The following is a 24,376-nucleotide window of genomic DNA, read 5'->3' on the forward strand; positions in this document are numbered from 1 at the left end:
GGCCGGTGGCTCCCGTGGGAGCGCACCGGCCGCCTGCCGACGACGGTGTCCGACGACGGTGACCGTCTGCGGGATCAGCCCCGGCGTCCGGTCAGCCCTTCTGCCCGGTCAGCTCCGCCATCCACGCCTCGACCTCGTCCGCGCGGCGCGGCAGCGCGGCGGACAGGTTCCGGTTGCCGTCCTCGGTGACGAGGATGTCGTCCTCGATGCGGACGCCGATGCCGCGGTATTCCTCCGGGACGGTCAGGTCGTCCGCCTGGAAGTACAGGCCGGGCTCGACGGTCAGCACCATGCCGGGCTCCAGCGCCCCGTCGACGTACGTCTCCGTACGGGCGGCGGCGCAGTCGTGGACGTCCAGGCCGAGCATGTGGCCGGTGCCGTGCAGCGTCCAGCGGCGCTGCAGCCCCAGCTCCAGCACCCGTTCCGCCGGGCCCTCGACCAGGCCCCACTCGACCAGCTTCTCGGCGAGCACGCGCTGCGCCGCGTCGTGGAAGTCGCGGAACGCGGCGCCCGGCTTGACCGCCGCGATGCCCGCCTCCTGGGCCTCGTACACCGCGTCGTAGATCTTGCGCTGGAGGGGGTTGTACGTGCCGTTGATCGGCAGCGTACGGGTGACGTCCGCGGTGTAGAGGGTGGTGGTCTCCACACCCGCGTCCAGCAGCAGCAGGTCGCCGGAGCGCACCTGGCCGTTGTTGCGGACCCAGTGCAGCGTGGTGGCGTGCGGTCCGGCGGCGCAGATCGAGCCGTAACCGACGTCGTTGCCCTCGACGCGGGCCCGGAGGAAGAACGTTCCCTCGATGTAGCGCTCGCTGGTCGCCTCGGCCTTGTCCAGGACCTTCACGACGTCCTCGAAGCCGCGCACGGTCGAGTCGACCGCCTTCCGCAGCTCACCGATCTCGAAGTCGTCCTTCACCAGACGCGCCTCGGAGAGATACTCCCGCAGCTCTTCGTCGCGCTCGGCGGTGACCTTGTCGGCCAGGGCCTCCTCGATGCCGGCGTCGTGGCCGCGCACCACGCGGACCGGGCCGCTCGCCGCGCGCAGCGCGTCGGGCAGCTCGCGCACGTCCGCGCAGTCGACGCCGAGCAGCGCCGCGGCCTCGGTCAGGCTGTTGCGCCGGCCGACCCACAGCTCGCCCATGCCGTCCAGCCAGAACTCGCCGTTCTCACGGTCGGAGCGGGGCAGCCGGTAGAGCGTCGCGTCGTGGCCCTCGCCGCTCTCGCGGGGCTCCAGGACCAGCACGCTGTCGTCGGTCTGGTCACCGGTGAGGTGGACGAACTCGGTCGCGGCGCGGAAGCCGTACTCGGTGTCGTTGGAGCGGGTCTTCAGGTTGCCCGCCGGGATCACCAGGCGCTCGCCGGGGAAGCGGCGGGACAGCGCCGCGCGCCGCCGGGCCGCGTACGGGGCCTGCTCGTCGGGCTCCAGGCCGCGCAGCTCGGTGTCGGCCCACCCCGACTGCATGTTCTTCGCGAGCTCGTCCGATACGCCCGGGTAAAGGCCGTTCTTCCGCTGCTTGATCGGCTGCTCGTCCTCGCCCGGGGTCTCCGGCGTGAGCTCGTCCGTCACTATGCCTCCTTGTACGACTGCACCACATTCCATCGTAAGTGCGGAGAGAACGGGGTCCAGGGGCCGCAAGCGGTGAGCTATCAGACACTCCGGGCGCGCGACGGTCCGTCCGCGCGCCCTCGCCGTCACTCGAAGTACGCCGTGAGCAGCACCACGTCCTCCGGGGACTCCGGGGCGTCCAGCCCTTCCGGCAGGAGGGTGCGCAGCAGGTGGTCCGTCAGGGCCTCGGGGTCGTGGCGTACGGCCCGGGGGACGCCCGCGGCGGCGGCGTGCAGCCGGGCGAAGGCGCGGTCCATCGGCTCGCCGGTGCGGCGCAGCAGCCCGTCGCTGTACAGCAGAAGGGTTTCTCCTGGCGTGGGGCGCAGCTCCACGCTCGGCGCCTCCCAGCAGGCGAGCATGCCCAGGGGCGCGGACAGCGAGGTCTCCACGTACTCGGTACGGCGGTCGCCGATGATCAGCGGCGGGCAGTGCCCGGCACCGGCCAGCACGATGCGGCGCCCGGGCGGGCCCGGCAGTCCGGGCGGGGGCGTACCTGGTCCGGCACCTGGCCCGGACGCGGCACCCGACCCGGACGCGGCACCCGGTCCCGTACCGATGCCCGGTCCCATGCCGGCTCCCGGTCCCGTACCGATGCCCGGTCCCAAGCCGACCCCAGGACCCATACCGACCCCCGGTACGCCCGGCGGTGCTTCGGCGAAGGCGAACAGGGCTGTCGCGCTACGAGCCGGTTCGGTCAGCCGCAGCAGCAGTTCCAGGTCGGAGAGGACCGCGACCGGGTCCTCGCCCTCCATCACCGCGTACGCGCGAAGCGAGGCGCGCAGGCGGCCCATGGCGGCCACCGCGCCCGGCCCCGAGCCGGTGACGGAACCGACCGCCAGGCCCAGCGCGCCGTCCGGCAGCGGGAGCGCGTCGTACCAGTCGCCGCCGCCGAGCGGCCCGGAACTGTGCCGTACCGCGAGCCGTACACCCGGGACCCGGGGCAGCCTGCTGGGCAGCAGCTCCTCGCGCAGCGTCGCCACGGTCTGCCGCTGGCGGTGCAGTTCGAGGAGGCGGGCGAGGTGTTCGGTGGCGTACGCGAGGTAGCGGCCGACGAGGTGGCGCTGCCGCTCGGCGGGGGCGGCGGGTTCGTCGTAGAGCCAGACCGCCGCGCCGAACCGGCCGACGGAGCCGGCCTCCAGCGGTACGGCGTAGCTGGCCGCGTATCCGAGGCGGGCGGCGACCTCCCGCAGGCGGGGGTCGAGGCCGGGCTCGCCGGGGATGTCGGGCTGGGCGACGTGGCCGCGCCCGCAGGCGACGCAGCCGGAGCCGTCCCGGCCGGGGACGTCGGGGCCGGGGACGTCGGGGCCGGAGGCGTCCGGCTCGGGGCCGTCCGCACCGTGATCGACGGGCGCGCCGGCCGGACACCCGTCAGTGGGCAGGCCGTCTTGCGTGGGCAGGCCGTCGTTCGTGGTCAGGCCGTCCGTCACCGGCAGCCCGTCCGTCGCGGTCCGTCCGCCCGTCGCCGTCCGTCCGCCCGTCACCGGCAGCCCGTCGAGGATCCGGCCGAAGGACTGCGCGCGGCGCGGCACGGTCTCGATGTCACCGATGTCCGCCTGACCCAGCCCGAGGCCGATGGTGGTGTCCGGCCCGAGCCCGTCGGACGGTTCGAGGACCACCAGCCCGCGTCGGGCCCCCATCAGGGAGGCCCCGGCGCGCAGCAGTTCCCGGAGGGCGGCTTCGAGGGTCCGCGTACGGGCCAGCTGCCCGGTGAGGCCGTGCAGCGCGGTGAGGTCGGAGGCCCAGGCGGCGAGGCGGTCCTGGACGGCCGTGTGGCGGGATTCGGGCGGGGCGTCCGCCGGGGTGGACGAGGTGGCGGACTCGGCAGTGTGCGTGGGGGCGGGAAGTGCTGGTTCGATTCCAGCCACTTTCGGGACGTGAGGGGTGGTCATGGCCGACGGCTTACGTAGCGCCGGGTGAAAGCCCAGGTCAGGCCGCATGTTGAGGAGGGCTGCGGCATTTTGTTGAGTGATGTTGAGTAGTGTGTCGAACTGCTCAATTTCCTCAATAGCATCGCAAACCCCCATGTCATGCTGCTCCGCTATCAATGCCTCCACATGTACACGCCGCAGTGACACGATGTCCAGCATTGTCCCCATGGGGTTTGTGGTGTCAACGGGACGAGGAAGTTGGCCGGAAAATATCCCCCCGAACGTCAATTTGAGGTCGACTGGCGACGTTCGACAGTGCGTCATCACCACCATGGCGGGTACGTACTCGGAAAGGCGCGGAGTCAGTTGGGCCGCGCCGGAACTCTCCGACGGGCACGGGCGTCTAACACGGCGACGACCGCGCCGCACCGCACCCCCAAGTGGCGGAACTGCTTCACGGGACAGCAAGCGCCATGCGTGCGCCACCCTCCGCCACGTTCCACGCTCGGCGTATGGCGTGATGCGCTGCTCTGTACACGCAGTGACCAGAGATCCACGTGGCGTCAGGGGTTCGCAGGAGCCACCGAAGAACGCCACGAAGCGGCATGAACCGGCATGTAGTGCGATGGACATAGCCCTCGGCGTTAACGGAAAGGAACGAGCGCTCATGCGCGAGATCCTCGGAAGGCGACGCAAGCTCCAGCTCCGGCGCGGCGGAAGGTCGGCGCTGCTCGGTGCGGCGCTCCACTGCGCCACCGAGTGGCAGTGGCCCGTACTCCCGGGCGTCGGACTGCGGACCGGCGGGAAACCGGCGGGCGGCAAGCCGCCCGGTGGACGGGGGCGCGCCGAACGCGGGACGCGCCCGTGCAGTTGCCCGGACCCGGACTGCGTGGTGCCCGGCGCGCACCCCTTCGATCCCGGGCTGTTCGCCGCCACCACTGATGCCCGCATGGTGCGTTGGTGGTGGACCAACCGGCCGACCGCGCCGCTGCTGCTGGCCACCGGCGGCCGCGCGCCCTGCGCGCTGAGCCTGCCGGCCGTCGCCGGGGCGCAGGCGCTGGCCGCCCTGGACCACTTCGGCGTCCGGACCGGTCCGGTCGTCGCCACCCCCACCCGATGGTCGTTGCTGGTCGCCCCGTACTCCCTCGGGGAACTGGGCGAGTTGCTGCACTCCCGGGACTGGGTGCCCAGTTCGTTGCGCTTTCACAGCGAGGGCGGCTATGTGGTGCTGCCGCCCTCGCAGATCGGCGCGGGCAAGGTCCGCTGGGAGCGGTCGCCGGGCACCGGCCAGGTCGCGCCGTTCCTGCCGCGGGTGGAGACGATCGTGGACGCCCTGGTCACCGCGAGCACCAGCGCGCCGGACGGCGGCAGCCGGCTCGCGTACTGACGCGACCGCAGGAGCGCGTGCGGACGCGTCTGCCGGGGCGCACTGGCGCGCCTGCTGAACCGCGTACGGACGCGTGACCTGACCGCCCGGCCTCCTCACCCGGCCACCCCTCCCACCGCTCGGCGCGACAAAGGACGCGCGGGCGGTTCACTCGTACGGGTGTGAGCTGCCCGGTGGTGGTGGGGATTCGGGGGTTCGGGCCCGTTATGTGCCCGTTCCGGGCCGATATGTTCGGCGCGCCGTCAATCCGACGGTCAACTCCGTCGCCCTGACAATCCAGGTGGTCCCATGGAGCGTGCGCCGAATCTCCGCATGATCGCGCTGGCGAGCACGGTCGCGCTCGCCGTCGCCCTGCCGCTGGCGGCCGCGACCGCCGGTCCGGCCGAATCCGATCGGTCGGCGGCCGATGACTCCGCGAGTGCTACACATCCGGATGCTGATGTTCCGGTCGGTAGGAGGGCGTCCGCCGCGCCGGGCCCGTATGCGGGTCCGGCCCCGTCACCCGGCGCGCACACGGTTCCCCGTACGGATTCCCGCACGGGTTCCCGTGCCGATCCCCGTGCCGATGCCCGTGACGACCCCCGCACGGGTGCGCGTACCGATGCCCGTACCGACCCCGGTACCCACCCCCGTACCGATCTCCGCATCACCCGCTGCGGCCCCGAACTCGCCGCACCCGAAGGAGTGGAAGCTCAAACGTGTGTTCTCTCCGAGGGGGGCCGGACCTGGGGGCGCACGTACTACCGCAACACCTCCGGCAAGCCCCTGCATGCCGTCCTGTCCCTGATGCGGCCGGACGGCCGGACCGTACAGGCGCACTGCGACCTGCCGGCCGGTGACGAGCCCGAGACCTGCGAAACCCCGCGGGAGGCGACGGTCGGCGGCGACCGGGCGCCGTACACCGCGGTCGCGGAGGTCACCGACAAGCGGGGTGAGCACAAACTGCTGCGCACCGGCAGCAACGCCGCACCGGATGCCGGTGGTTCGGACCAATGACGGTGCGGGGGCGGTGGGAGCGCGCTGTGGGGCCGGAGTGCCGAGGGCTGCCGCCGACGCCCGGCCCCGTCCGTACGGGTCCCCACCCGGTCCTGACGGCGTCCGGCGGGGGCTGGCGGCCGTGGCGGTGGGCGGGCCGACATGATGTGCCCGGCGGGCCAGAGGTGGCGGGAGGCGGGCGCACAGGAGGCGCGGTGGGCCGGTCTCGCGGGGAGGGTGCCCCGCGGCGGTCTCGCAGCGCCGGGGCGGGCTGCCCGGCCTGGGCGGACGCGGGCATGGAAGCGCCCGGTCGCTGGCGACGGGGGATGCACCAGCGACCGGGCTCCTAGAACGGTAACAAGAGATCGGCGGTTCGCAAATTCGATCGTGGAATTCCGGACGCGTATTTACCGGTCGGTACGGCGACTTGTGACCGGAGTCACGCCCGGAACGCCGTCCCGTGCCCCTCGGGTCACGCTCAGCTCAACGTCACCTGACGGTTGGTGAGGCCACCGCGGGCACGGCGCTCCTCCGGCGTCAGCGGGGTGTCCGCGGCGAGCGCCGTGGCGAGCCGCTCCGCGAAGGCGCCGGCCGGCTTGGCCACGTCGTCGGCGCTCATCCCGGAGGGCAGGTCCCAGACCGGCACGGTCAGGCCGTGCGCGCGGAACGACCCGACCAGACGGGTGCCTTCGCCCAGCGAGGACGTACCGGCGGCGTGCAGCCGGGCCAGCGCGTCCAGCAGCTTCTCCTCCGGGCGGTCCATCACCCAGCGCAGGTGGTTCTTCTCGGGCGTCTCGCACCAGTAGGCGCCCTCCAGACCGTCCAGCCGGGCGGTCGGGATGGCGGCGGCGTTCGCCCGCTCCAGGGAGGCGGCGACCTCGCCCGTCGCGTTCTCGGCGTCCTCCACCCAGAACTCGAAGCCGGAGTGCACCTGCGGCTCGAAGGGCGCGGCCGGGTCCAGCAGGTCCTGGAGGCGCGGACCGTCCGCCGCGGCACGCTCGGCGGCGACCGGCGTGCCCGGCTCGGCGGCCAGCGCGCGGCGCAGCGTGTCGGCGAGGTCGCGGCTGAGGTCCCCGGAAGCGGTGTCGTTCTGCAGGCCGAGCAGGACGGCGCCGTTGTCGCGGCGCAGCGCGGGCCAGGCCATGGGCAGGACGGTCGCCAGCGTCACCGACGGCACGCCCTCGGGCAGCCCGTCCTTGAGCTGCAACTCGACGGTGGCGGCGGGCACCAGCTCCCGCAGTGCCACCCAGTCGCACTCGCCCCGCAGGCCCTCGAAGGGGCGCTGCACCAGCTCGGTGACGGCGTGCGCCGCGCTCCGGCCGTGACAGGCCTTGTAGCGGCGGCCCGAGCCACAGGGGCAGGGCTCGCGCGGCCCGACGACGGGAACCTCGCCGTCCTTGATCTGCGGTGCTGCGGCCTTGGTCTGGGGACGGCGCTTCTTGGCCATGGCGAGGCTTTCTCCTGGTCGGTCCTGGGCGTACGGTCGCGTTCCGGCGCGAGCCTAGACGACTGGGCCCCGCACACGCGGCGCGCGCTGCGGCCGGTGGCCGCGCGCTGCTCGGGAAGCGGGTGGCACGGCGCCCTGGGGCTGCCCCCGGACGATTCGCCTGACGCCCGCCCGCCGTCCGTACGCCGCCGTTCCGCCGTCCGTAAGCCGCCGCTCCGCCGTACGTCCGTCGTCCGTCCACCGCCCACGGCCGTGCAGGCCAACGGAATTGGTCCCGCGCGACCGCTCGCCTCCGTACCACCGTGTCGGCGTACGGGACGGCGGGGGTACGGCGCGGTGCGTACGGGCGGCCATTCTTGACCGTCCCGCGCCCGCGCCCTCGCCACGCGGGCTGCGGGACTCGCCCTCGCCATCGCTCGGGCCCAGGGCCTCGGGCCCGCCCCCCGGCCCAGTCCTGGGCCGCCTGCCCCTCAGCCGTTCAGCCGTACAGCCCCGTTCAGCAGTCGCACTCCACCAGCGACAGTTCTGCCCTGACGGCCGTATCCCGCCCGGACGCCGGGCCCCGCCCGGCTGCGGTGTCCCGACCGACTGAGGGTTCCCGACCGACTGCGATCTCCTGGCCGACTGCGGTGTCCCGCCCCGCTGCGGAAGCGCGCCCCTGCACCACGCCGTTGGGCCGCCCGTTGAGCCCCCCGCCGGAGAAGTCGGCGGACAGCTCCACGGGCAGGTCCACGCGCGTAGCGAACGTGCTGCGGAGGCCGTGCAGGGCGAGCAGGGCCCAGACCGTCACCTCGCCCCCCGCTTCCTCCACGCCCCATTCCTTGGCGAGGGACCGGATGATCGCCAGTCCGCGGCCTCCCTTGGCGGTGACCGACGGTGTGGCCGGCTGCGGCCGGGTCGGGCCGCCTCCGTCGGTGACCGCGATGGTCAACTGGCCGTGTCCGTCGATACGCCACGCCGCGCGTATCGCGTCCGGCACCGCGTCGTGTGCCGGGTCCCGTACGCAACCCGGCGCCTCCAGCACGCATATCGGACGTGCGTGCCGACACGAATTGCTCAGCAGTTCGGAAAGAATGAGTACCGCGTCGTCGACGACCGTGTCCTGAACGCCGCTTGCCAGCAGCTCGGCCCGCATGCGCCGCCTGGCCGACCCGACCCCTGACGGACCATGGGGTACGGCCATGACCGACGCCGTCGGCACCTCTTGTGCCACCATCAACGCCACCCCCGAGACCTCCTTCGCCCCACGCCACGGGATGGATGCCCCAATGGCCTGGACCGGAAACCGGCCAGTCCTGATGCGGTGACGCACTCGTGACGATCGAATACGGGTCGAATGCGCCGGTGCACTCCCCGTGACGGCTGCTAGCCGAGACCTAGTTGGGTTCGTACCTGTTTGGGGCGGTTGGTGATGATTGCGTCCACTCCCAGGCGTTCGCACAACTCGACATCCGCCTCGTCGTTGACGGTCCAGACGTGCACCTGGTGGCCCGCGCGGTGCGCCTTGGAGACGTAGTCGGGGTGTGCGCGCAGGATCCGGACGCCCGGCCCCGCGATGCCCACGCCGGGCGGCAGCCGCCCGTCGCGGTGGCGCGGTGTCAGGAACTGCATCAGGTAGACACCAGGGATGTCGGGGGCCGCGGCCCGTACGCGGTGCAGCGACCGGGCCGAGAAACTCATGACGCGGACGGGCGGCGGACCCTCGGCCGATGCCCGGGTGTGGCCGAATCTCGCCAGTAGGGCGACGAGCCGCTCCTCCACCTGACCGGCCCAGCGGGTGGGATGTTTGGTCTCGACGGCCAGCTCGACGCGGCGGCCGGCGTCGGACACGAGTTCGAGAAGTCGTTCCAGAGTCAGGACGGAGGTGCGTTCCGGGTCCTCGTGCTGGCGGTCCGGGGCCTCCCAGGTGGCGTCCTCGTCCTCCTTCCAGGAGCCGAAGTCCAGCGCGGCCAGGTCGGCCAGCTCCAGTGCGGAGACCGCGCCGCGCCCGTTGGAGGTGCGGTTGACCCGGCGGTCGTGCACGCAGACGAGATGGCCGTCGGCGGTGAGCCGTACATCGCACTCCAGTGCGTCGGCGCCGTCCTCGATCGCCCGGCGGTAGGCGGCCAGGGTGTGTTCCGGAGCGTCTTCGGACGCGCCACGATGGGCGATGACGGAAATGGGGGAGGAGCCCGGGGTGCGGTCCCGGAGCGGGTGCGCGGTGGTCACCGGGTTATCGTGCCATCGCCCGCGGGAGGATCGCCTTGTGCACTACCTGATCCGCATAACAATAGATGCGCCGCTTTTGTCCGGCATAAAGGATGGAGACGGAGTCACAGCCTCGGCTTACAGCGCCCTGACGCGCGGTGGGAAAGGCTTGCACCTGTGACAGTCGCCGGTACAGCCGGTACAGCCTGCCCGTCGCCCGTACGCCAGGGTTCCGCACCGCATCCTGGACACCGGACCGCATCCTGAAGGAGAGGCCGGGCCGTGGCCCGGCACCGTCGTGAAGCTGAGGAGAGAGCCGTGAGCACCGAGAACGAGGGCGCCGCCGTCCCGCCGGAGGCCCAGCCGCCGTCGGCGCCCCAGGCGTCGGACAGCGCACCCGAGTCCGGTGCGCGTTCTGCGGACGGCGCGGGCGCACGGGACACGGCAGGCGCGCCGGGCGCACCAGCGGCGCACGACGCGCCGGGCGCATCGGGGGCGCACGACGCGCCCAGAGCGCCCTCCGCCCCCGCCCCTTCGCCCGCTCCTGCCGCCACCCCGCCCTCCGCGCCGCCACCGCCGGAATTCGCACCGACGGCCGGCCAGACGCCCCCGGCAGGCCAGACAAACCAGACCGAGCCCCACCCGGGCACCCAGTCCCACCCGGGCGCCCACCCCTACTCGGACACCCAGCACCACCCGGGCAGCGCCCCCCACCCGGGCGGCTCCCCCACCCACCAGACCACGCCGCCTTCGTACGCGACGGCGGCGCACGGCGCCTCCGCGGGCGGCTGGGGTGGCCCCCCGCCCGGTTACGGAGGCGGCGGCGCGGGCGGCCCGGACGGCGTGTGGGGCGCCCCGGGCACGCCCGCGCCGAAGAAGCGCCGCAACGGCGGCCTGGTCGCCGCCGTACTCGTCGCCGCGCTGGTGGCCGGCGGCATCGGCGGCGGCATCGGCTTCTGGGCCGCCAACCGCGCCGACACGAACTCCACGACGGTCTCCGCCTCCGGCGACCCCGAGGCGCTCAACCGCAAGCCCACCTCCGTCTCCGGGATAGCGCAGAAGGCGCTGCCCAGCGTGGTGACGATCGAGGCGCAGGGCGCGACCGGCGAGGGCGGCACCGGCACCGGCTTCGTCTACGACAAGCAGGGCCACATCCTCACCAACAACCACGTCGTCGCCAGTGCCGCCCAGGGCGGCAAACTGACCGCCACGTTCTCCAACGGCAAGAAGTACGACGCCGAGGTCATCGGCCGGGCCCAGGGCTACGACGTCGCCGTCATCAAGCTCAAGAACCCCTCCGACGCCAACCTCGTCCCGCTCCCGCTCGGCAAGTCCGCCAACGTCCAGGTGGGCGACGCGACGATCGCCATCGGCGCGCCCTTCGGCCTCTCCGGCACCGTCACCACCGGCATCATCAGCGCCAAGAACCGCCCGGTGGCCTCCAGCGACGGCGGCGGCGCCACCCCCTCGTACATGAGCGCCCTGCAGACGGACGCCTCGATCAACCCGGGCAACTCCGGCGGCCCCCTGATGGACGCCTCCGGCAGCGTCATCGGCATCAACTCGGCCATCCAGTCCGCGGGCAACGGCGGCGGCGGTTTCGGCGGCGAGAGCCAGCAGTCCGGCAGCATCGGCCTCGGCTTCGCCATCCCGATCGACCAGGCCAAGCGAGTCGCCGAGGACCTGATCAGGAAGGGCCAGCCGGTCTACCCGCAGATCGGCGCGCAGGTCCTGATGCGCGACACCGGCGACGGCGCGACCATCCCCCAGAACGGCGGCGCCGACGGCTCCGCCGCGATCACCCCGAACGGCCCCGCCGACAAGGCCGGCCTGAAGCCCGGCGACACGATCACCAAGCTCGACAACACCGTGATCGACAGCGGCCCCACCCTGATCAGCACCATCTACCAGCACAAGCCGGGCGACAAGGTGACCCTCACCTACAAGCGCGGCGGCAAGGAGCACACCGCCGAGGTGACCCTGGGCCAACGCACGGGCGACAAGTGACGCGCTAGTCTGATCCCCGCGCCACCGTCGCGGCGGTGCGCGGGGAGGCTTGCCCGAGCGGCCTAAGGGAACAGTCTTGAAAACTGTCGTGAGGTAACCCCTCACCGTGGGTTCAAATCCCACAGCCTCCGCAGCTCAGCACCACGGAACGGCCCCCGACCAGCGAGTTCGGTCGGGGGCCGCTCGCTTTCCGGAGCGGCGCGCCGGGACCCGTCGTCCCCGGTGCCCCGGACCGCGGTGGCCGGGACTCATGTCAGGTGATCGATGGAGACGTCGCCCCACTGCTGTGCGAGGTATTCCGCGACCAGTCGACGATGGCAGTGCTGCGCACTGTGCTCGCTGCACAGCAAGACCGCGTTGTCGAGCAGTTCGTGCGTGACGGTGTCCTCGATGCGGCGACTCTGCATCAGGTCCAGGAACTGTGCTTCGTAGGCGGCCCAGCCGGCGCCTCGCTTCTTGTAGTCGTCGAGCATGTGCTGGGTAGGTGCCAGATCGTTACGATGGGTGTATTGCGTACCGCAAAGCTCACTCAGGAAATACTTCAGGTCATCACGTTTGGCGAAGCCGGACAATTGTGAGACGTTGTTCAGCCGCACATCGACCAGCGTGGACACTCCGGCCTCGCGCAGTAACCCGAAAAACCTTTCGGCGGATTTTTTTGTGAAGCCGATAGTGTAAAGCTTCATTTTTTCGGCGCCCCATTGTCGTGAAGTTCCTCGTCGACGTATGCGATCCGCTTCTCCTGGCGGCCGAGCGCCTCCTGGAGTCGCTCGGCCGACGTACGGAACAGTTCGGCCTGATCCAGACCGAAAAGGGCGAGCAAGCGCCGCATGGCCATGGTGTGACTCTCGATGTGTCCGTCGCTGTGAATATGTTCGACTGTGGTTCCGTGTTCTTCGAGCACTCGCGATACGAGTATGCAACGATGACAGTCAAGAGGCTCTTGTTCGGCGCACATGACAGCGATTCGCTCGTTCTGTGCACCATTCAGCAGGCGGTCGATGCCGCTATTGAAGTCAGTGGTTTGTGCGAGACGGCTGAATTGCACCTGGCCGTCGACGTAGCAAGCGCCGTTGTCCGGGCGCGCTCCGAGTTCCTTGCCGAGGAAGACGTATTTGATGCCGGCGTCGTGCAGGGCGGGCGTCACCGAGTGCCGGTTGAACTGGGGGGTGAATCTGCTGGCGGGCGTCGACCGTACATCGGCAACTGCTGTGATCCCATGTTTTTGCAGCAGGCTTGAAAACTGGGACATGCTGTGTGTGGAATGGCCGACTGTGTACACGGTGCTTGTCGTCATGTTTTGCTGCCTGCTTCGATCCTGGCTCGCTCGGTGATGGATGCTGCTAATTTATAAGCATAGCCTTTGAACTCTTCGCCTAGGCTCACCGTGACAAAAGATTCGCCTAATTCGTGAACCCTTCGAGGGTTGTTCACGTGAGGCTGTTCGTACTCGGGGTCGGTCACTCGCATGATGTAAAGGCGGCCGGCGTGTCTGAACACTGCGTCCAGGGGGCGCTTCGCGTCGTCGGAACCTGCGCGCGGGGTGGGCGCGCGCAACGTTATGCGGCTCACCCGGATGAGCTTGAGGGAGTCCGGTAAAGTTTCTGTTTCTTCAATCGGTATTCGGTCGTTGAGGCGGCCCGGCGTGCTGTGCCCATTGATCCATAAGCTGTCAGGGTGCTGTTCCATCGTCAACAGTTGGCTCCACTCGGCCCGGCCGGCTCGCTGCCAGTGAGAGCGGGGGTCAAGAAGCCAATTCTCGCTCTGGTAGCAGCTCGGCTGGTGGTGGAGGAGCGGGACGTCGATGATGTCGAGGACTCTCGGGTCCGACCCGTCTTTGTATTGCCGTTCTTGTCTGGATATCTCGTGGTTGATTCGTGCGCTGACGGGGCGCACCCATTCCCCTGAATCGACAAGCACGCCCGCGACACATCGCCCCCCACCCTTGCGAGAGTTCGCTAAACACACGAGCCTCTGGAATTGCGTCATGCGTCCCCCCGGCGCTGATGCCTTCGCTGCGTCCGAGAAGGTTACGCAGTGCACTAATACGAAGCGACGGGTGTCACTCAACCAGCCACCCCTATCGGCCAGCCCTGGGGGGAGAGCCGGTGTACTCGGAGAAAGGTCTTGGCGACCCGACAGCGGGCATGGTGCGGGGCAGGGCATCGCCTGCTTTCAGATCTTGGTGGGCTTCACGCCCCGCAGGTCAGCAGGACGTCTGTGACGAAAGGTGAAGCGGTGGCGCGCGTATCGGTCGACTGACGGTCCTCAGCAGTTCACGTAAGCCTTGGACCAGGTGGCCCGCCACTGAGCTGACGTAACAATGGCTCAGTTCTTGCCCTCAGTGCCGGGCCGCCGAAGCGATCGTCGCGCGGGCCTCGCGTTCGGTGAGGCCGGTGTGGAGGGCCGCGGTGGTCAGGGCGGTGGTCATTTCCTGGCCGAGGCCGGATTCGTGGGCGCGGCAGGCGGCCCAGTAGAGGCGGGCGTTGCGCTGGCCGTCCGGGGAGGTGCGGACGAAGCGGAGGAGGGCGGGGGCCGGGTTGGGGTGTGGGAGTGGGGAGGGCAGGGCGGAGGGGTGGTGGAGGGCGTGGGGGTGCGGGTGGGGTGGTGACTGGGGTGGGAGGAGGGAGAGGAGGGGGGCTGGTGCCGGGGCGGGGAGGCGTGGGGTGCCGGGGGTGAGGTGGTACTCGCCGCGGGAGGTGCGGGAGCCGGGGCCGACCAGGTAGCCGCCGGTGCCGCGGATGTCGATGCCCGGGGCCAGGCGGCCCGCGGAGTTGGGTACGGGCGGGGCCGGCGGGCCGGAGAAGTAGAGGTGGCGGCCGCCGCTCGGGGTGCGGACCGTGACGGTGGGCGGGAGGGTGAAGCGGTGTTGGGCGGCGAGGAGGTGCAGGGCGGTGAGGCCGTCCGCGCCGTTCTTGGTGTCCAGGTCGATGCCGATGAGGTGGTGCGGAGGGACGCCGCAGGCGATGCCGTACGCGGTGGCCCAGGGCGCGGCCGCGAAGAGGCGGCGGACGGCGAGCGGGTCCGAGGTCGCGTCGTGGATGCCGTGCCCGGGGCGGCCGCATTCGCCGCGGCAGGGGGTGGGGGTGGGGGACGGGTCGGCGTGGTGCGGGGGGCGTACGGCGGGGAGCTTGGCGCGGGTGAGCGGGAGGACGGAGTAGCCGCGGCCGGCTGCGACGAGGGCGTGGGTGAGGGCCGTGGCGTGGGCGTCTCCGGGGCGAGCGGGCCGGGTGGACCGCCGGGCGGGCCGCCGGGTGAGCGGCCGGGCGGGCTGGTCGTCGGGGCGGGAGGGGTGGCTTCCGGTGGCGGTGGCTGCGGCGGTGGCTGTGGCGGTATCTGTGGGGTGCGGAGAGGCCATGGGTCCATTTTCGTATGTGCGTTCGATTCGGGGAAGGGGTGCGCGGGGCCCGGGCCAGGAACGGCCGGAACGGTACGGGAACGTTTCGCCGCAGGTCGCGAATGGCCCCGGAGCCTCGAACGCCGCCCGGTCCACTCCGCTCTTGACTTTGAAAAGTTCCTGACGGACAGTCAGGAAACGTTGAGACTGCGGGTAGATGGGGGTGGGAGGGATGGGATGTGGTCGCGCGCCAGGCACCACATAGCGACAGGCAGAACGGTGTTGACGGTGACCGTGGGCCCAGAGGCGCCGGTGGAATAGCCGACGACGATCTCTACGTCCGGCTGAAGGCCTTCGAAGGACAGGCCGCCGTGGCGGTCGGCGTGGGCAAGGACCCCGTCAACGAGCCGATGATCCGCCACTGGTGCGAGGCCATGGGCGACACCGGTCCCGCGTACCAGGGCCCCGACGCCGTCGCCCCGCCCACCATGCTGCAGGCATGGACGATGGGCGGCCTCTCCGGGCACCCGGGCCGCTCGACGGCACACGAGGCGCTCTTCGCCCTGCTGGACGAGGCCGGCTGCACCTCCGTCGTCGCGACCGACTGCGAGCAGGAGTACCTGCGTCCGCTCCGCCCCGGCGACCGCATCACCTTCGACTCCGTCATCGAGTCGGTGTCCCCGCGCAAGACGACGAAGCTGGGGGCGGGGTACTTCGTCACGACGCGGACGGACGTGTGGGCGGACGGCGAACCGGCCGGGACGCACCGTTTCCGTATTCTCAAGTACGCGCCTGCCGCGCGACGGGAGCCCCGCTCCCAGGGCGGCCGCGGGAGCGGCGACCGGCCCCGCGGCCCCCACCCCCGCCCCGTGATCAACCGCGACAACGCCGGTTTCTGGGACGGAGTCGCCCGCCACGAGCTGCTCATTCAGCGCTGTACGGACTGTGCGACGCTGCGTTTCCCCTGGCTGCCAGGCTGCAACAGCTGTGGCGGGGAGGGTTGGGACACCGTGGCGGCCGCCGGTTCCGGCACGGTTTTCTCCTACGTCGTGATGCATCATCCGCCCTTCCCGGCCTTCGATCCGCCGTACGTGGTGGGCCTGGTCGAACTGGAGGAAGGCGTACGGGTGGTGGCCGGGCTGGCCGGTCTGCGGCCGGAGGAGGTGCGGATCGGGATGCCTGTGCGGCTGGACTTCCGGACGGTGGACGAGGACCTCGTACTGCCCGTCTTCAGCGGGCTGCCGGGACCGGTGGGGCCCGGCGACGAACTGCCCCCGCTGACCGTCCCCGTCACCCGCACCCTGATCGTCGCGGGCGCGGTCGCCTCCCGCGACTACCAGGACGTGCATCACGACGCCGAGGCGGCCAGGGCCAAAGGCTCCCCCGACATCTTCATGAACATCCTGACCACGAACGGCCTCGTGGGCCGCTACATCACCGACTTCTTCGGCCCCCGCGCCGTACTCCGCAAGGTGGCGATCCGGCTCGGCGCGCCCAACTACCCGGGCGATGCGATGGAGTTGCGCGGAACGGTCCTCGCCCGGGACGGTGACACGACGGACGTACGGGTGGTGGGCGCCAACAGCCTCGGCCACCACGTCACCGGCACGGTGACCGTCACCGTCACAGGCACCACCCCGGAGCCCACCCCATGACCCTCCACCGCGCGGACACCCTCGGCGGCCGGGCCGCCATCGCCGGCATCGGGGCCACCGAGTTCTCCAAGGACTCCGGCCGCAGCGAGCTGAAGCTGGCCGTCGAAGCCGTACGGGCCGCTCTGGACGACGCCGGGCTCGGCCCCGGCGACGTCGACGGCATGGTCACCTTCACGATGGACACCAGCCCCGAGATCACCGTCGCCCAGGCGGCCGGTATCGGCGAACTGTCCTTCTTCTCCCGCGTCCACTACGGCGGCGGCGCGGCCTGCGCCACGGTCCAGCAGGCGGCTCTCGCCGTCGCGGCCGGGATCGCCGAAGTCGTCGTCTGCTACCGGGCGTTCAACGAGCGCTCGGGCCGCCGGTTCGGTGCCGGTGTGCAGCGGCGCGAGCCGTCCGCGGAGGGCGCGGCGCTCGGCTGGAACCTGCCTGCCGGGCTGCTGACGCCCGCCTCCTGGGTCGCCATGGCGGCACAGCGGTACCTGTACGCGTACGGGCTCACCCCGGAGGCGTTCGGGCAGGTCGCGGTCGTCGGCCGGCGGCACGCGGCGCGCAACCCCGCCGCGTACTTCCACGGCAGACCGATCACCCTCGCCGACCACGCCGCGTCCCGCTGGATCGTCGAGCCGCTGCGGCTGCTCGACTGCTGTCAGGAGACCGACGGCGGCCAGGCCCTCGTCGTCACCTCGCTCGAACGCGCCCGCGACCTGCGGCGGCCGCCCGCCGTGATCCGTGCGGCGGCACAGGGCGCCGGCCGCGCCCAGGAGCAGATGACCAGCTACTACCGGGACGGGCTGACCGGCCTGCCGGAGTCGGCCGTCGTGGCGCGGCAGCTCTGGCGGACGAGCGGACTGCGCCCGGCGGACATCGACGTCGGCATCCTCTACGACCACTTCACCCCGTTCGTGCTGATGCAGCTGGAGGAGTTCGGTTTCTGCGCGCCCGGTGAGGCGGCGGACTTCGTCGCCGCGGACAGGCTGCCGCTCAACACGCACGGCGGGCAGCTGGGCGAGGCGTATCTGCACGGCATGAACGGGATCGCGGAGGCGGTACGGCAGCTCCGCGGCACCTCCGTCAACCAGGTGCCCGGCGCTGCCGGTGTGCTGGTCACCGCCGGTACGGGTGTACCGACCTCCGGGCTGGTGCTCGGGGCGGACGGCTGACGGGAGCCGTCGGCCGCGCCAATCGAACGCCGCCCCGAAAAGGCACTCGGAAGGCTGAATGCGTGCGGCCGATGGCGTGTCCGGCGCGCGGCGCACCGTGCCCGCACTTTGACTCCGGATATGAGATCGACAAACAAGATCATCCGACGGCGTGCGCTGCGCCCCACCCTCCTCCTCACCGCCCTGACCAGCCTGCTCGGCCTGCTGGCCACGCTCCTCGCCCCGGCCGCCGGCGCGGAGCCCGACCGGACCGGTCCACGCGGCCCGAACGTGTTCCAGGGCTGGGCGTTCGACACCTGCAAAACGCCCTCACAGAGCACGTTGCGGGCCTGGAAGGCGTCCAAGTATCGCGGGGTCGGGGTCTACTTCGGCGGACGCGGCCGGGCCTGCCCCAGCCAGCCGAACCTCACCCGTGACTGGGTACGCGCCGCCCACCGCGCCGGCTGGCGCCTGCTGCCGCTGTACGTCGGCTCCCAGGCGCCCTGCGTGGTCAACAAGCACAAGCGCAAGGTGACCATCGGCAGCGATCCGGTGCAGGTGGGCACCGGGGAGGCGCAGGACGCGGTACGCCGGGCCAAGGAGCTGGGCATCGCCCCGGACAGCGCGCTGTACCTGGACATGGAGGCGTACAACCTGCGCGACGCGGCCTGCACCCGTAAGACGCTGGAGTACATCCGCGCCTGGAACCGGGAGACGGTCCGCCAGGGCTATGTCCCCGGTTTCTACAGCAGCGCCGATTCCGGCGTACGGCACATCGAGCGGGCACGGCGGGCCGGTACGCGGGACCTGCCGGCGGTGATGTGGTTCGCGCGGTGGCACTCCAAGCCGAATCTGTACGGCGAGCCCGAGATGTCTGCCTCGGCGTGGCGTCCGCACCGGCGGATCCACCAGTACGCGGGCAATGTCGCCGAGACGCACGGCGGCCACCGGATGACCATCGACCGCAACCAGGTGGACGCGCCGGTCGCAGTGATCCAGTAGGGCGGCGGCCCGGGTGGGGCTCCGGGGCGCGGGCACCGGAGCCCTGACGAAAGTGGGGCGGTGACCCTGACGAGGGACGAGTGGCTGTCCGCCTTTAGGAGGTAGGGCCAACCCCACCTGTACAACTTGAGAGGGAGGGGGCATCGGCACCTGTGGGCGATCCCGTACGGCATTCCGCGCTTCTAGCGTTGGAGCATGACCACGCCAGTGTGCACCAGCGCCTCCCGCGCCGCTGTGTTCCCGTCGTTCTCGTCGTACGTACGGGCCCGCGGGCCGGTGCTGTTGCGGACCGCCCGCTCGCTCACCGCCAACCCGAGCGACGCCGAGGACCTGCTGCAGACCGCGCTGACCAAGACGTTCGTGGCGTGGGAGCGGATCGAGGACCACCGGGCACTCGACGGCTACGTGCGCCGCGCCCTGCTGAACACCCGCACCTCGCAGTGGCGCAAACGCAAGATCGACGAGTTCGCCTGCGAGGAGATACCCGAGCCCGACCCGGTGCCGGCGCCCGACCCGGCCGAGGCCCAGGTGCTGCGGGACGCGATGTGGCGGGCGGTGCTGCGGCTGCCGGCGCGGCAGCGGGCCATGGTCGTGCTGCGCTATTACGAGGACCTGAGCGAGGCGCAGACGGCGGAGGTGCTCGGGGTCTCCGTCGGTACGGTCAAGAGCGCGGTCTCCCGGGCCCTGGCCAAGCTGCGCGAGGACCCGGAGCTGTCGGTGGCGGCGTAGGGCACCCGTTCGCGAACCCTGTACGTCTACGGCGTACGCAACGCGCTCAGACCAGCCGTACCGCGTCCCCCTGCCGGATCCGCCCCGGCCGTACGACCTGCGCGTACACGCCCGCGCACGGCTGCGGGCCCATGCCCTCCATCGGCACCACCCGGTTGTGGCGTGCGGGCACCCGCAGGGCGTCCGGGTCGCGCGGCAGCCTGCCGTGCTCCAGCGTCGGTACGGCGCAGCGCGGTGTCCGGGCCACGACCCGGAGGGTGAGTTCGTCGCCGATGCGCAGTTCGCGGCCGGGCCAGTCGTTCTCGACGAAGCCGGCGGCCTCGGTACGGATGACGACGTTCGGGCGGTAGCGCTCGGCCTCGACGGTGGTGGCCCGGGGGCCGAGCTCGGTGATCCGGTCGAGCGTGGCGCGGGTGATCAGGTGCAGCGGCGCGAAGTCGAAGAAGGTGCCGGGCGGGGCCTGTGAGGCGATCTCCAGGGTCTCGTGGGCCACCTCGGCCGCCACGCCGGCGGCCAGCACTTCTTCGGGGCGGGAGCGTTCCAGGGTGGCCTTCTCGGGCGGGGCGTCGGCGAGGGTGACGGGCTGCCCGAGGTGGGCGGAGAGTGTCCGGTCCACGTGCGCGTCGGTGGACCGTACGGTCCGGCCGGACGGCAGCGTGATCCGTACGGCACCATCGATGATCTCGGCCCGCAACTTCAGCAAGTCGCGCCACAACCGTGGGTTCTTCGCGCTGGCGACCTGGCCGGACGCCTGGTGCACCAACGCGAGCGCGCGGTCCCCCGCCAGCCCGCGGGCGTCCGCCGAAACGTCCGGAACCTCCTCACCCAGCAGCGATTTCACCGGATAACGCCACAGCGTGGTCACCGTTCCCACCATCGTCCCCATACCCCCAGGCTGCCACGACCGTACGACGCGAGACTCCTGATTTTCCGGTGCGGGGTGCGCGTAGCGCGTGGTAGGGGGTGGAGCGGTCCGAGGTGCGCGTGGGTCTGGGTCCCTCCCCGTCGCGCCTTCTTAGGAGAAATCAGCCGACGGGGAGGGGCGTACGCCGAACCATGCCCTTGCGGTTTCGGTCCTGGGGCGGCGACGCACTGCGACCGTAGCGTTACGCAGCGGTCGCGGCAAGGGTGTTACGGAGCATCGTTGCCACCCGGCGCAGAACGAAGCCCCTCCACCGTCCGGTGCGAGGGGCCTAACCGCTGGTCACGCGCCTTGTTTACGTCTGGCGATCGAAGTCCCCGGCTTTGACGCCTGCGATAAGTGCCGCAAACTTGCGCCGGTCGGCGACCGTTATGACGTTCGGGTCGTCACTCTCGCGAATGAAGACCGCTTCCCCCCTCGCGGCTATCTCGACACAATTCTCGCCCCCCGCTCCGGAGAACGACGACTTCTGCCACTGCTGTCCCATGCTTGGATGTCTCACAGTTCTCGTGCGATGTGATGGATGAGATTGCGGGATTCCTCGGTTCCGAGTGATGCTCTCTCGGCGGTGTCGAGCAAGGCTCGGTACCGTTTCAACTCGACCTCGGCGTCCAGGAAGCGTCCTCCGAAGGCGCTGTCGATCTGAACCGAGTCCAGCTGTGGCACGACGCCGCTCGCGTACAGTACGGGCTGCGTGGCCTCGATGAAGTCTTCGCACGTGAAGGGCAGCACGCGGATCTCCACGTTCGGCCACTCGGACACGGTTACCAGGTATTCGAGTTGGGCACGTGCCACTTTGCGTCCGCCGAACCGCATACGCAGCGCCGCCTCGTGGATGACGGCGGTGAAGCGGGGCGGGTCGGCGCGTTCGAGGACGCTGCGTCGGCGCATGCGGTACTCGACACGTGTGTCCACCTCGTCGGGCGGCAGGGCCGGAATGTGTCCGCGGTGGATGGCGCGCGCGTATTCCTCTGTCTGGAATATCCCCGGGATGTTCACCGACTGCATGGACCGCATGCGTGTCGCGTGGTGTTCCAGCTCGGCGATGTCGAGGAAACCCGGCGCGAGCCGGCCGCGGTACTCGTCCCACCAGAACTGCCCTCGGTGTTCCGTCGCGATCGCGCAAAGGGCGTCGATGAGCGCGGCGTCGTCGCAGGAGTAGAAGGTGGCGAGTCGGGTGAGGCGCTCGACCGAGACGCCGATGCGTCCGGCCTCGATGTGGCTGATCTTGGCCTGGTCGGTCGACAGCAGGCCGGCTGCTTCGCGTGCGGTCTTGCCTGCGGCCTCGCGCATCTTCCGCAGCTCGGCACCCAAACGCGCCTGCCGTGCGGTCGGGTTGTCCCTCGCTGGCATGTCACCGTCCCCACTTTTCCTTGAGTTTGCCGTGCAACGGTGTCACGGGTCCACCAGTCGTCACCAGTATGGGCGGGCATCCTTGCTACGGAGCATGGTTGCCACTACCGTCCTTCCCAGTACCGCGCCACGCGTCGGCTCAGCCGAAGTGCAGTCACTCGCACGCCCCTTGGGCGTGCACCTGGGGAGTGGCCAGGCCACGGCAGCGGGCAGCGCGCACCCTCGCGTTGGGAGACGTAGCCATGACTCTCGCACCCCCGAAACCAGCCCCCACCACACCCCCCGTCGCACGCGACTCGTTCCGGTTCGACCTGCTCAACCGTGCCACCGCGCCGGGGATCGCCCGGGCCGTCGTGACCGACCTGATGACCCTGACCGGCAACACCGAACTCGTGGACGACATCCGCGTCCTGGTCAGCGAGCTGGTCACGAACGTACACCTGCACACCGACACGGCCGTCGTACGCCTCGACGTGACCGTGCACCCCACCTCCGTACGCGTAGCCGTGTGGGACGACGCCCCTCGAAGCCGCCTGCTCAGCCTGCCCGCGCTGCTCGACGACGGGTCGGGGCGTGGCCTGCACCTGGTCGAAGCCCTCGCGTCGCGGTGGGGCGTCTACCGGCCCAACATCGACACTCGGCGGCGCAAGGGGGTGTGGTTCGCGCTCGACCGGGGCGGAAGCGTGGTGCCGTAAGGCCGAAGCCGTCAGCGGCCGCGCCGACATGGCGAAGATGGCCTGATCGAGCCGTACCTCAAGAACACCCGGCGTCCCCTCCGTACCGCTCACCGACGGTGCGGCGGGGCCGTCGGGCCCCGGAGAACGGCCGAATCCGCACGGGCCGGGTAGTGACATACCGCGAGGAACACCAGCACAATCGCCAGGAACTTACCCGCGCGTAACAGGCGCACCCTATGGGGAGGCTCCCGGTGCAGAGCACGATGCAAGACGTACCCCTGCTCGTTTCGAGGATCTTGACGCACGGTTCAACGATCCACGGACGATCCCAGGTGATCACCTGGACCGGTGAAGGCGAACCACATCGCCGGAGCTACGCGGAGATCGGCGCCCGTGCCGCTCAGCTTGCACATGCCTTGCGCGAACTCGGAGTGACCGAGGGGAGTGCAACAGGAACGTTGATGTGGAACAACGCCGAGCACCTGGAGGCGTACCTCGCCATCCCCTCCATGGGCGCCGTGCTCCACACGCTCAACCTGCGCCTCCCCGTCGAGCAGCTGATCTGGATCGTCCACCACGCGGCCGACCGCGTCGTCCTCGTCAACGGCTCCCTGCTGCCGCTGCTGGCGCCGCTGCTCCCGCACCTGCCGGGGGTCGAGCACGTCGTCGTGGCGGGGGCGGGCGACCGTTCCCTGCTGGAGGGCGTCCGGCCGCGTGTCCACGAGTACGAGGAGCTGATCGCCGGCCGTCCGGAGCACTACGCCTGGCCGGAGCTCGACGAACGGCAGGCCGCCGCGCTCTGCTACACCTCCGGCACGACCGGCGACCCGAAGGGCGTGGCCTACAGCCATCGTTCCCTCTACCTGCACTCCATGCAGGTCAACAACGCCGAGGCGTTCGCACTGGGTGGCAAGGACATCGCCATGCCCGTCGTGCCCATGTTCCACGTGAACGCCTGGGGCCTGCCGCACGCCTCCTTCATGGCGGGCGCCTCCCTCCTGATGCCCGACCGCTTCCTCCAGCCGGGGCCGATCGCCGAAATGATCGAGACGGTACGGCCGACCGTCGCCGCCGCCGTGCCCACCATCTGGCAGGGCCTGCTCGGCGAGCTGGACGCCACGAAGCGCGACGTCACCTCGCTGCGCAACGTCGTCATCGGCGGCTCCGCGTGTCCGCCGGCACTGATGCGCGCCTTCGAGGAGCGCCACGGGCTGCGCGTCGTACACGCCTGGGGCATGACCGAGACCTCCCCGCTCGGCTCGGTCGCGCACCCGCCGGCCGGTGTGAGCGGCGAGGAGGAGTGGGCCTACCGCGCGACGCAGGGCCGCTTCCCCGCCTCGGTGGAGGCCCGGCTGGTCGGCCCGGACGGCGAACACCTGCCGTGGGACGGGGAGGCCGCCGGCGAGCTGGAGGTGCGCGGTCCGTGGATCGCGGGCGCGTACTACGGCGGCGCGGACGGCCCCGATCTGCGCCCCGAGGACAAGTTCAGCCCCGACGGCTGGCTGCGCACCGGCGACGTCGGCACGATCACGCCGGACGGCTACCTGACGCTGACCGACCGAGCCAAGGACGTGATCAAGTCCGGCGGTGAGTGGATCTCGTCCGTCGAGCTGGAGAACCACCTGATGGCCCACCCGGATGTCGCGGAGGCCGCGGTGGTGGCCGTACCGGACGACAAGTGGGGCGAACGCCCGCTGGCCGCCGTGGTGCTGCGGGAGGGCGCCAGTGCCGGGTTCGAGGAGTTGCGGACCTTCCTCGGCGGGCGGGTGGCGCGCTGGCAGCTGCCGGAGCGGTGGACGGCGGTGGCGGCCGTACCGAAGACCAGCGTCGGCAAGTTCGACAAAAAGAAGATTCGCGAAGAACACAGGTTGGGGCGGCTCGATGTGACTCGGGTCGACTGACCCACACCCCTGCGCCGGGCCCTGGCCTCGCCCGAGTCACCCCCCCGGCAGCCGTGAAGAGCCCTCGGCACCTGCCGGGGGCTCTTGATGTTGCAGGGCCACGGAGCCTGTAGCGGCGCCTACCGTGCCCCTCTCGTAGCCTGGCGGCCTTCCGCGCCGCGTCGGCCTTTTCAGACTCGCGGAG

Annotated in this window: 19 protein-coding genes, 1 tRNA gene and 2 pseudogenes; 10 read left to right on the plus strand and 12 right to left on the minus strand. The window is 71.0% G+C overall.

The features are described from left to right. Positions 1–91: 91 nt before the first annotated feature. Complete coding sequence (locus JXZ78_RS11045; protein ID WP_030022855.1) at positions 92–1,564, minus strand: aminopeptidase P family protein; 1,473 nt, start codon at positions 1,562–1,564, stop codon at positions 92–94. Between the two features lie 125 nt (positions 1,565–1,689). Then, entirely contained in the window at positions 1,690–3,492 is a 1,803-nt protein-coding gene (locus JXZ78_RS11050) for a PP2C family protein-serine/threonine phosphatase (RefSeq protein WP_238782818.1), read from the minus strand. Between the two features lie 646 nt (positions 3,493–4,138). Between JXZ78_RS11050 and JXZ78_RS11055 the strand changes: the two genes are divergently transcribed. Together JXZ78_RS11055 and JXZ78_RS11060 are read left to right on the plus strand one after the other, a co-directional pair. Further along, entirely contained in the window at positions 4,139–4,858 is a 720-nt protein-coding gene (locus JXZ78_RS11055) for a bifunctional DNA primase/polymerase (protein ID WP_030022852.1), read from the plus strand. Positions 4,859–5,146: 288 nt separating this feature from the next. Then, positions 5,147–5,854, plus strand: a complete 708-nt coding sequence (locus tag JXZ78_RS11060; protein ID WP_033039091.1) for a hypothetical protein — start codon at positions 5,147–5,149, stop codon at positions 5,852–5,854. A 457-nt stretch (positions 5,855–6,311) separates the two neighbouring features. On the opposite strand, the gene JXZ78_RS11065 is transcribed toward JXZ78_RS11060, so the two are convergent. From JXZ78_RS11065 to JXZ78_RS11075, 3 genes and pseudogenes are all read right to left on the minus strand, one after another. Beyond that, a complete protein-coding gene (locus tag JXZ78_RS11065) occupies positions 6,312–7,280 on the minus strand; it encodes a DUF5926 family protein (RefSeq protein ID WP_030022849.1) in 969 nt (322 codons plus the stop codon). 721 nt (positions 7,281–8,001) lie between these two features. Next, positions 8,002–8,592, minus strand: a pseudogene (locus tag JXZ78_RS11070) (ATP-binding protein); the annotation flags it as partial. Positions 8,593–8,645: 53 nt separating this feature from the next. Further along, entirely contained in the window at positions 8,646–9,488 is an 843-nt protein-coding gene (locus JXZ78_RS11075) for a glycerophosphodiester phosphodiesterase (RefSeq protein WP_030022847.1), read from the minus strand. Between the two features lie 297 nt (positions 9,489–9,785). Between JXZ78_RS11075 and JXZ78_RS11080 the strand changes: the two genes are divergently transcribed. Both JXZ78_RS11080 and JXZ78_RS11085 read left to right on the plus strand, forming a co-directional pair. Next, positions 9,786–11,474: a S1C family serine protease gene (locus tag JXZ78_RS11080; protein WP_030022846.1), complete on the plus strand. Its 1,689-nt coding sequence runs from the start codon at positions 9,786–9,788 to the stop codon at positions 11,472–11,474. A 43-nt stretch (positions 11,475–11,517) separates the two neighbouring features. After that, positions 11,518–11,605 (plus strand) — tRNA-Ser (locus tag JXZ78_RS11085). 117 nt (positions 11,606–11,722) lie between these two features. Here the strand turns inward: JXZ78_RS11085 and JXZ78_RS11090 are convergent. From JXZ78_RS11090 to JXZ78_RS11105, 4 genes are all read right to left on the minus strand, one after another. Next, the gene (locus JXZ78_RS11090) at positions 11,723–12,160 is read right to left on the minus strand and encodes a DUF488 domain-containing protein (RefSeq protein WP_030022844.1); all 438 of its coding nucleotides are present in this window, start codon (positions 12,158–12,160) and stop codon (positions 11,723–11,725) included. After that, positions 12,157–12,771, minus strand: coding sequence for a DUF488 domain-containing protein (locus JXZ78_RS11095; protein WP_078624545.1), 615 nt, complete (start codon positions 12,769–12,771; stop codon positions 12,157–12,159). The genes JXZ78_RS11090 and JXZ78_RS11095 overlap by 4 nt, the downstream gene beginning before the upstream one ends. Continuing rightward, positions 12,768–13,640, minus strand: a complete 873-nt coding sequence (locus JXZ78_RS41035) for a dual OB domain-containing protein (RefSeq protein ID WP_372498411.1) — start codon at positions 13,638–13,640, stop codon at positions 12,768–12,770. The genes JXZ78_RS11095 and JXZ78_RS41035 overlap by 4 nt, the downstream gene beginning before the upstream one ends. Before the next feature lie 175 nt (positions 13,641–13,815). Next, positions 13,816–14,832 (minus strand): bifunctional DNA primase/polymerase, encoded by a 1,017-nt coding sequence (locus JXZ78_RS11105; protein ID WP_238782820.1) that lies wholly within the window; start codon positions 14,830–14,832, stop codon positions 13,816–13,818. A 296-nt stretch (positions 14,833–15,128) separates the two neighbouring features. Between JXZ78_RS11105 and JXZ78_RS11110 the strand changes: the two are divergent. From JXZ78_RS11110 to JXZ78_RS11130, 4 genes and pseudogenes are all read left to right on the plus strand, one after another. Beyond that, positions 15,129–16,058 (plus strand): annotated as a pseudogene (locus JXZ78_RS11110) (bifunctional MaoC family dehydratase N-terminal/OB-fold nucleic acid binding domain-containing protein); the annotation flags it as partial. A 404-nt stretch (positions 16,059–16,462) separates the two neighbouring features. Beyond that, a complete protein-coding gene (locus JXZ78_RS11120; protein WP_030024466.1) occupies positions 16,463–17,629 on the plus strand; it encodes a lipid-transfer protein in 1,167 nt (388 codons plus the stop codon). Between the two features lie 120 nt (positions 17,630–17,749). Continuing rightward, entirely contained in the window at positions 17,750–18,610 is an 861-nt protein-coding gene (locus JXZ78_RS11125; protein ID WP_030024465.1) for a DUF1906 domain-containing protein, read from the plus strand. 195 nt (positions 18,611–18,805) lie between these two features. Next, a complete protein-coding gene (locus JXZ78_RS11130; RefSeq protein ID WP_030024464.1) occupies positions 18,806–19,339 on the plus strand; it encodes a SigE family RNA polymerase sigma factor in 534 nt (177 codons plus the stop codon). A gap of 46 nt (positions 19,340–19,385) precedes the next feature. Here the strand turns inward: JXZ78_RS11130 and JXZ78_RS11135 are convergent, their stop codons facing one another. The 3 genes from JXZ78_RS11135 to JXZ78_RS11145 all read right to left on the minus strand — a co-directional run bounded on the left by JXZ78_RS11135 (position 19,386) and on the right by JXZ78_RS11145 (position 21,614). Continuing rightward, complete coding sequence (locus JXZ78_RS11135; protein WP_238782821.1) at positions 19,386–20,225, minus strand: MOSC domain-containing protein; 840 nt, start codon at positions 20,223–20,225, stop codon at positions 19,386–19,388. Positions 20,226–20,556: 331 nt separating this feature from the next. Beyond that, positions 20,557–20,748 carry a DUF397 domain-containing protein gene (locus JXZ78_RS11140; RefSeq protein ID WP_030024462.1) on the minus strand — a complete coding sequence of 64 codons (192 nt, stop codon included), beginning with the start codon at positions 20,746–20,748 and terminating at the stop codon, positions 20,557–20,559. Positions 20,749–20,759: 11 nt separating this feature from the next. Next, positions 20,760–21,614 (minus strand): helix-turn-helix domain-containing protein, encoded by an 855-nt coding sequence (locus tag JXZ78_RS11145; protein ID WP_030024461.1) that lies wholly within the window; start codon positions 21,612–21,614, stop codon positions 20,760–20,762. A gap of 242 nt (positions 21,615–21,856) precedes the next feature. Between JXZ78_RS11145 and JXZ78_RS11150 the strand changes: the two genes are divergently transcribed. Both JXZ78_RS11150 and JXZ78_RS11155 read left to right on the plus strand, forming a co-directional pair. Further along, complete coding sequence (locus JXZ78_RS11150; RefSeq protein WP_030024460.1) at positions 21,857–22,309, plus strand: ATP-binding protein; 453 nt, start codon at positions 21,857–21,859, stop codon at positions 22,307–22,309. Between the two features lie 233 nt (positions 22,310–22,542). Continuing rightward, a complete protein-coding gene (locus JXZ78_RS11155) occupies positions 22,543–24,192 on the plus strand; it encodes a long-chain fatty acid--CoA ligase (RefSeq protein WP_030024459.1) in 1,650 nt (549 codons plus the stop codon). Positions 24,193–24,376 lie beyond the last annotated feature (184 nt).

It is taken from the genome of Streptomyces monomycini (genome assembly GCF_022271435.1).
Lineage (GTDB): Bacteria > Actinomycetota > Actinomycetes > Streptomycetales > Streptomycetaceae > Streptomyces > Streptomyces monomycini.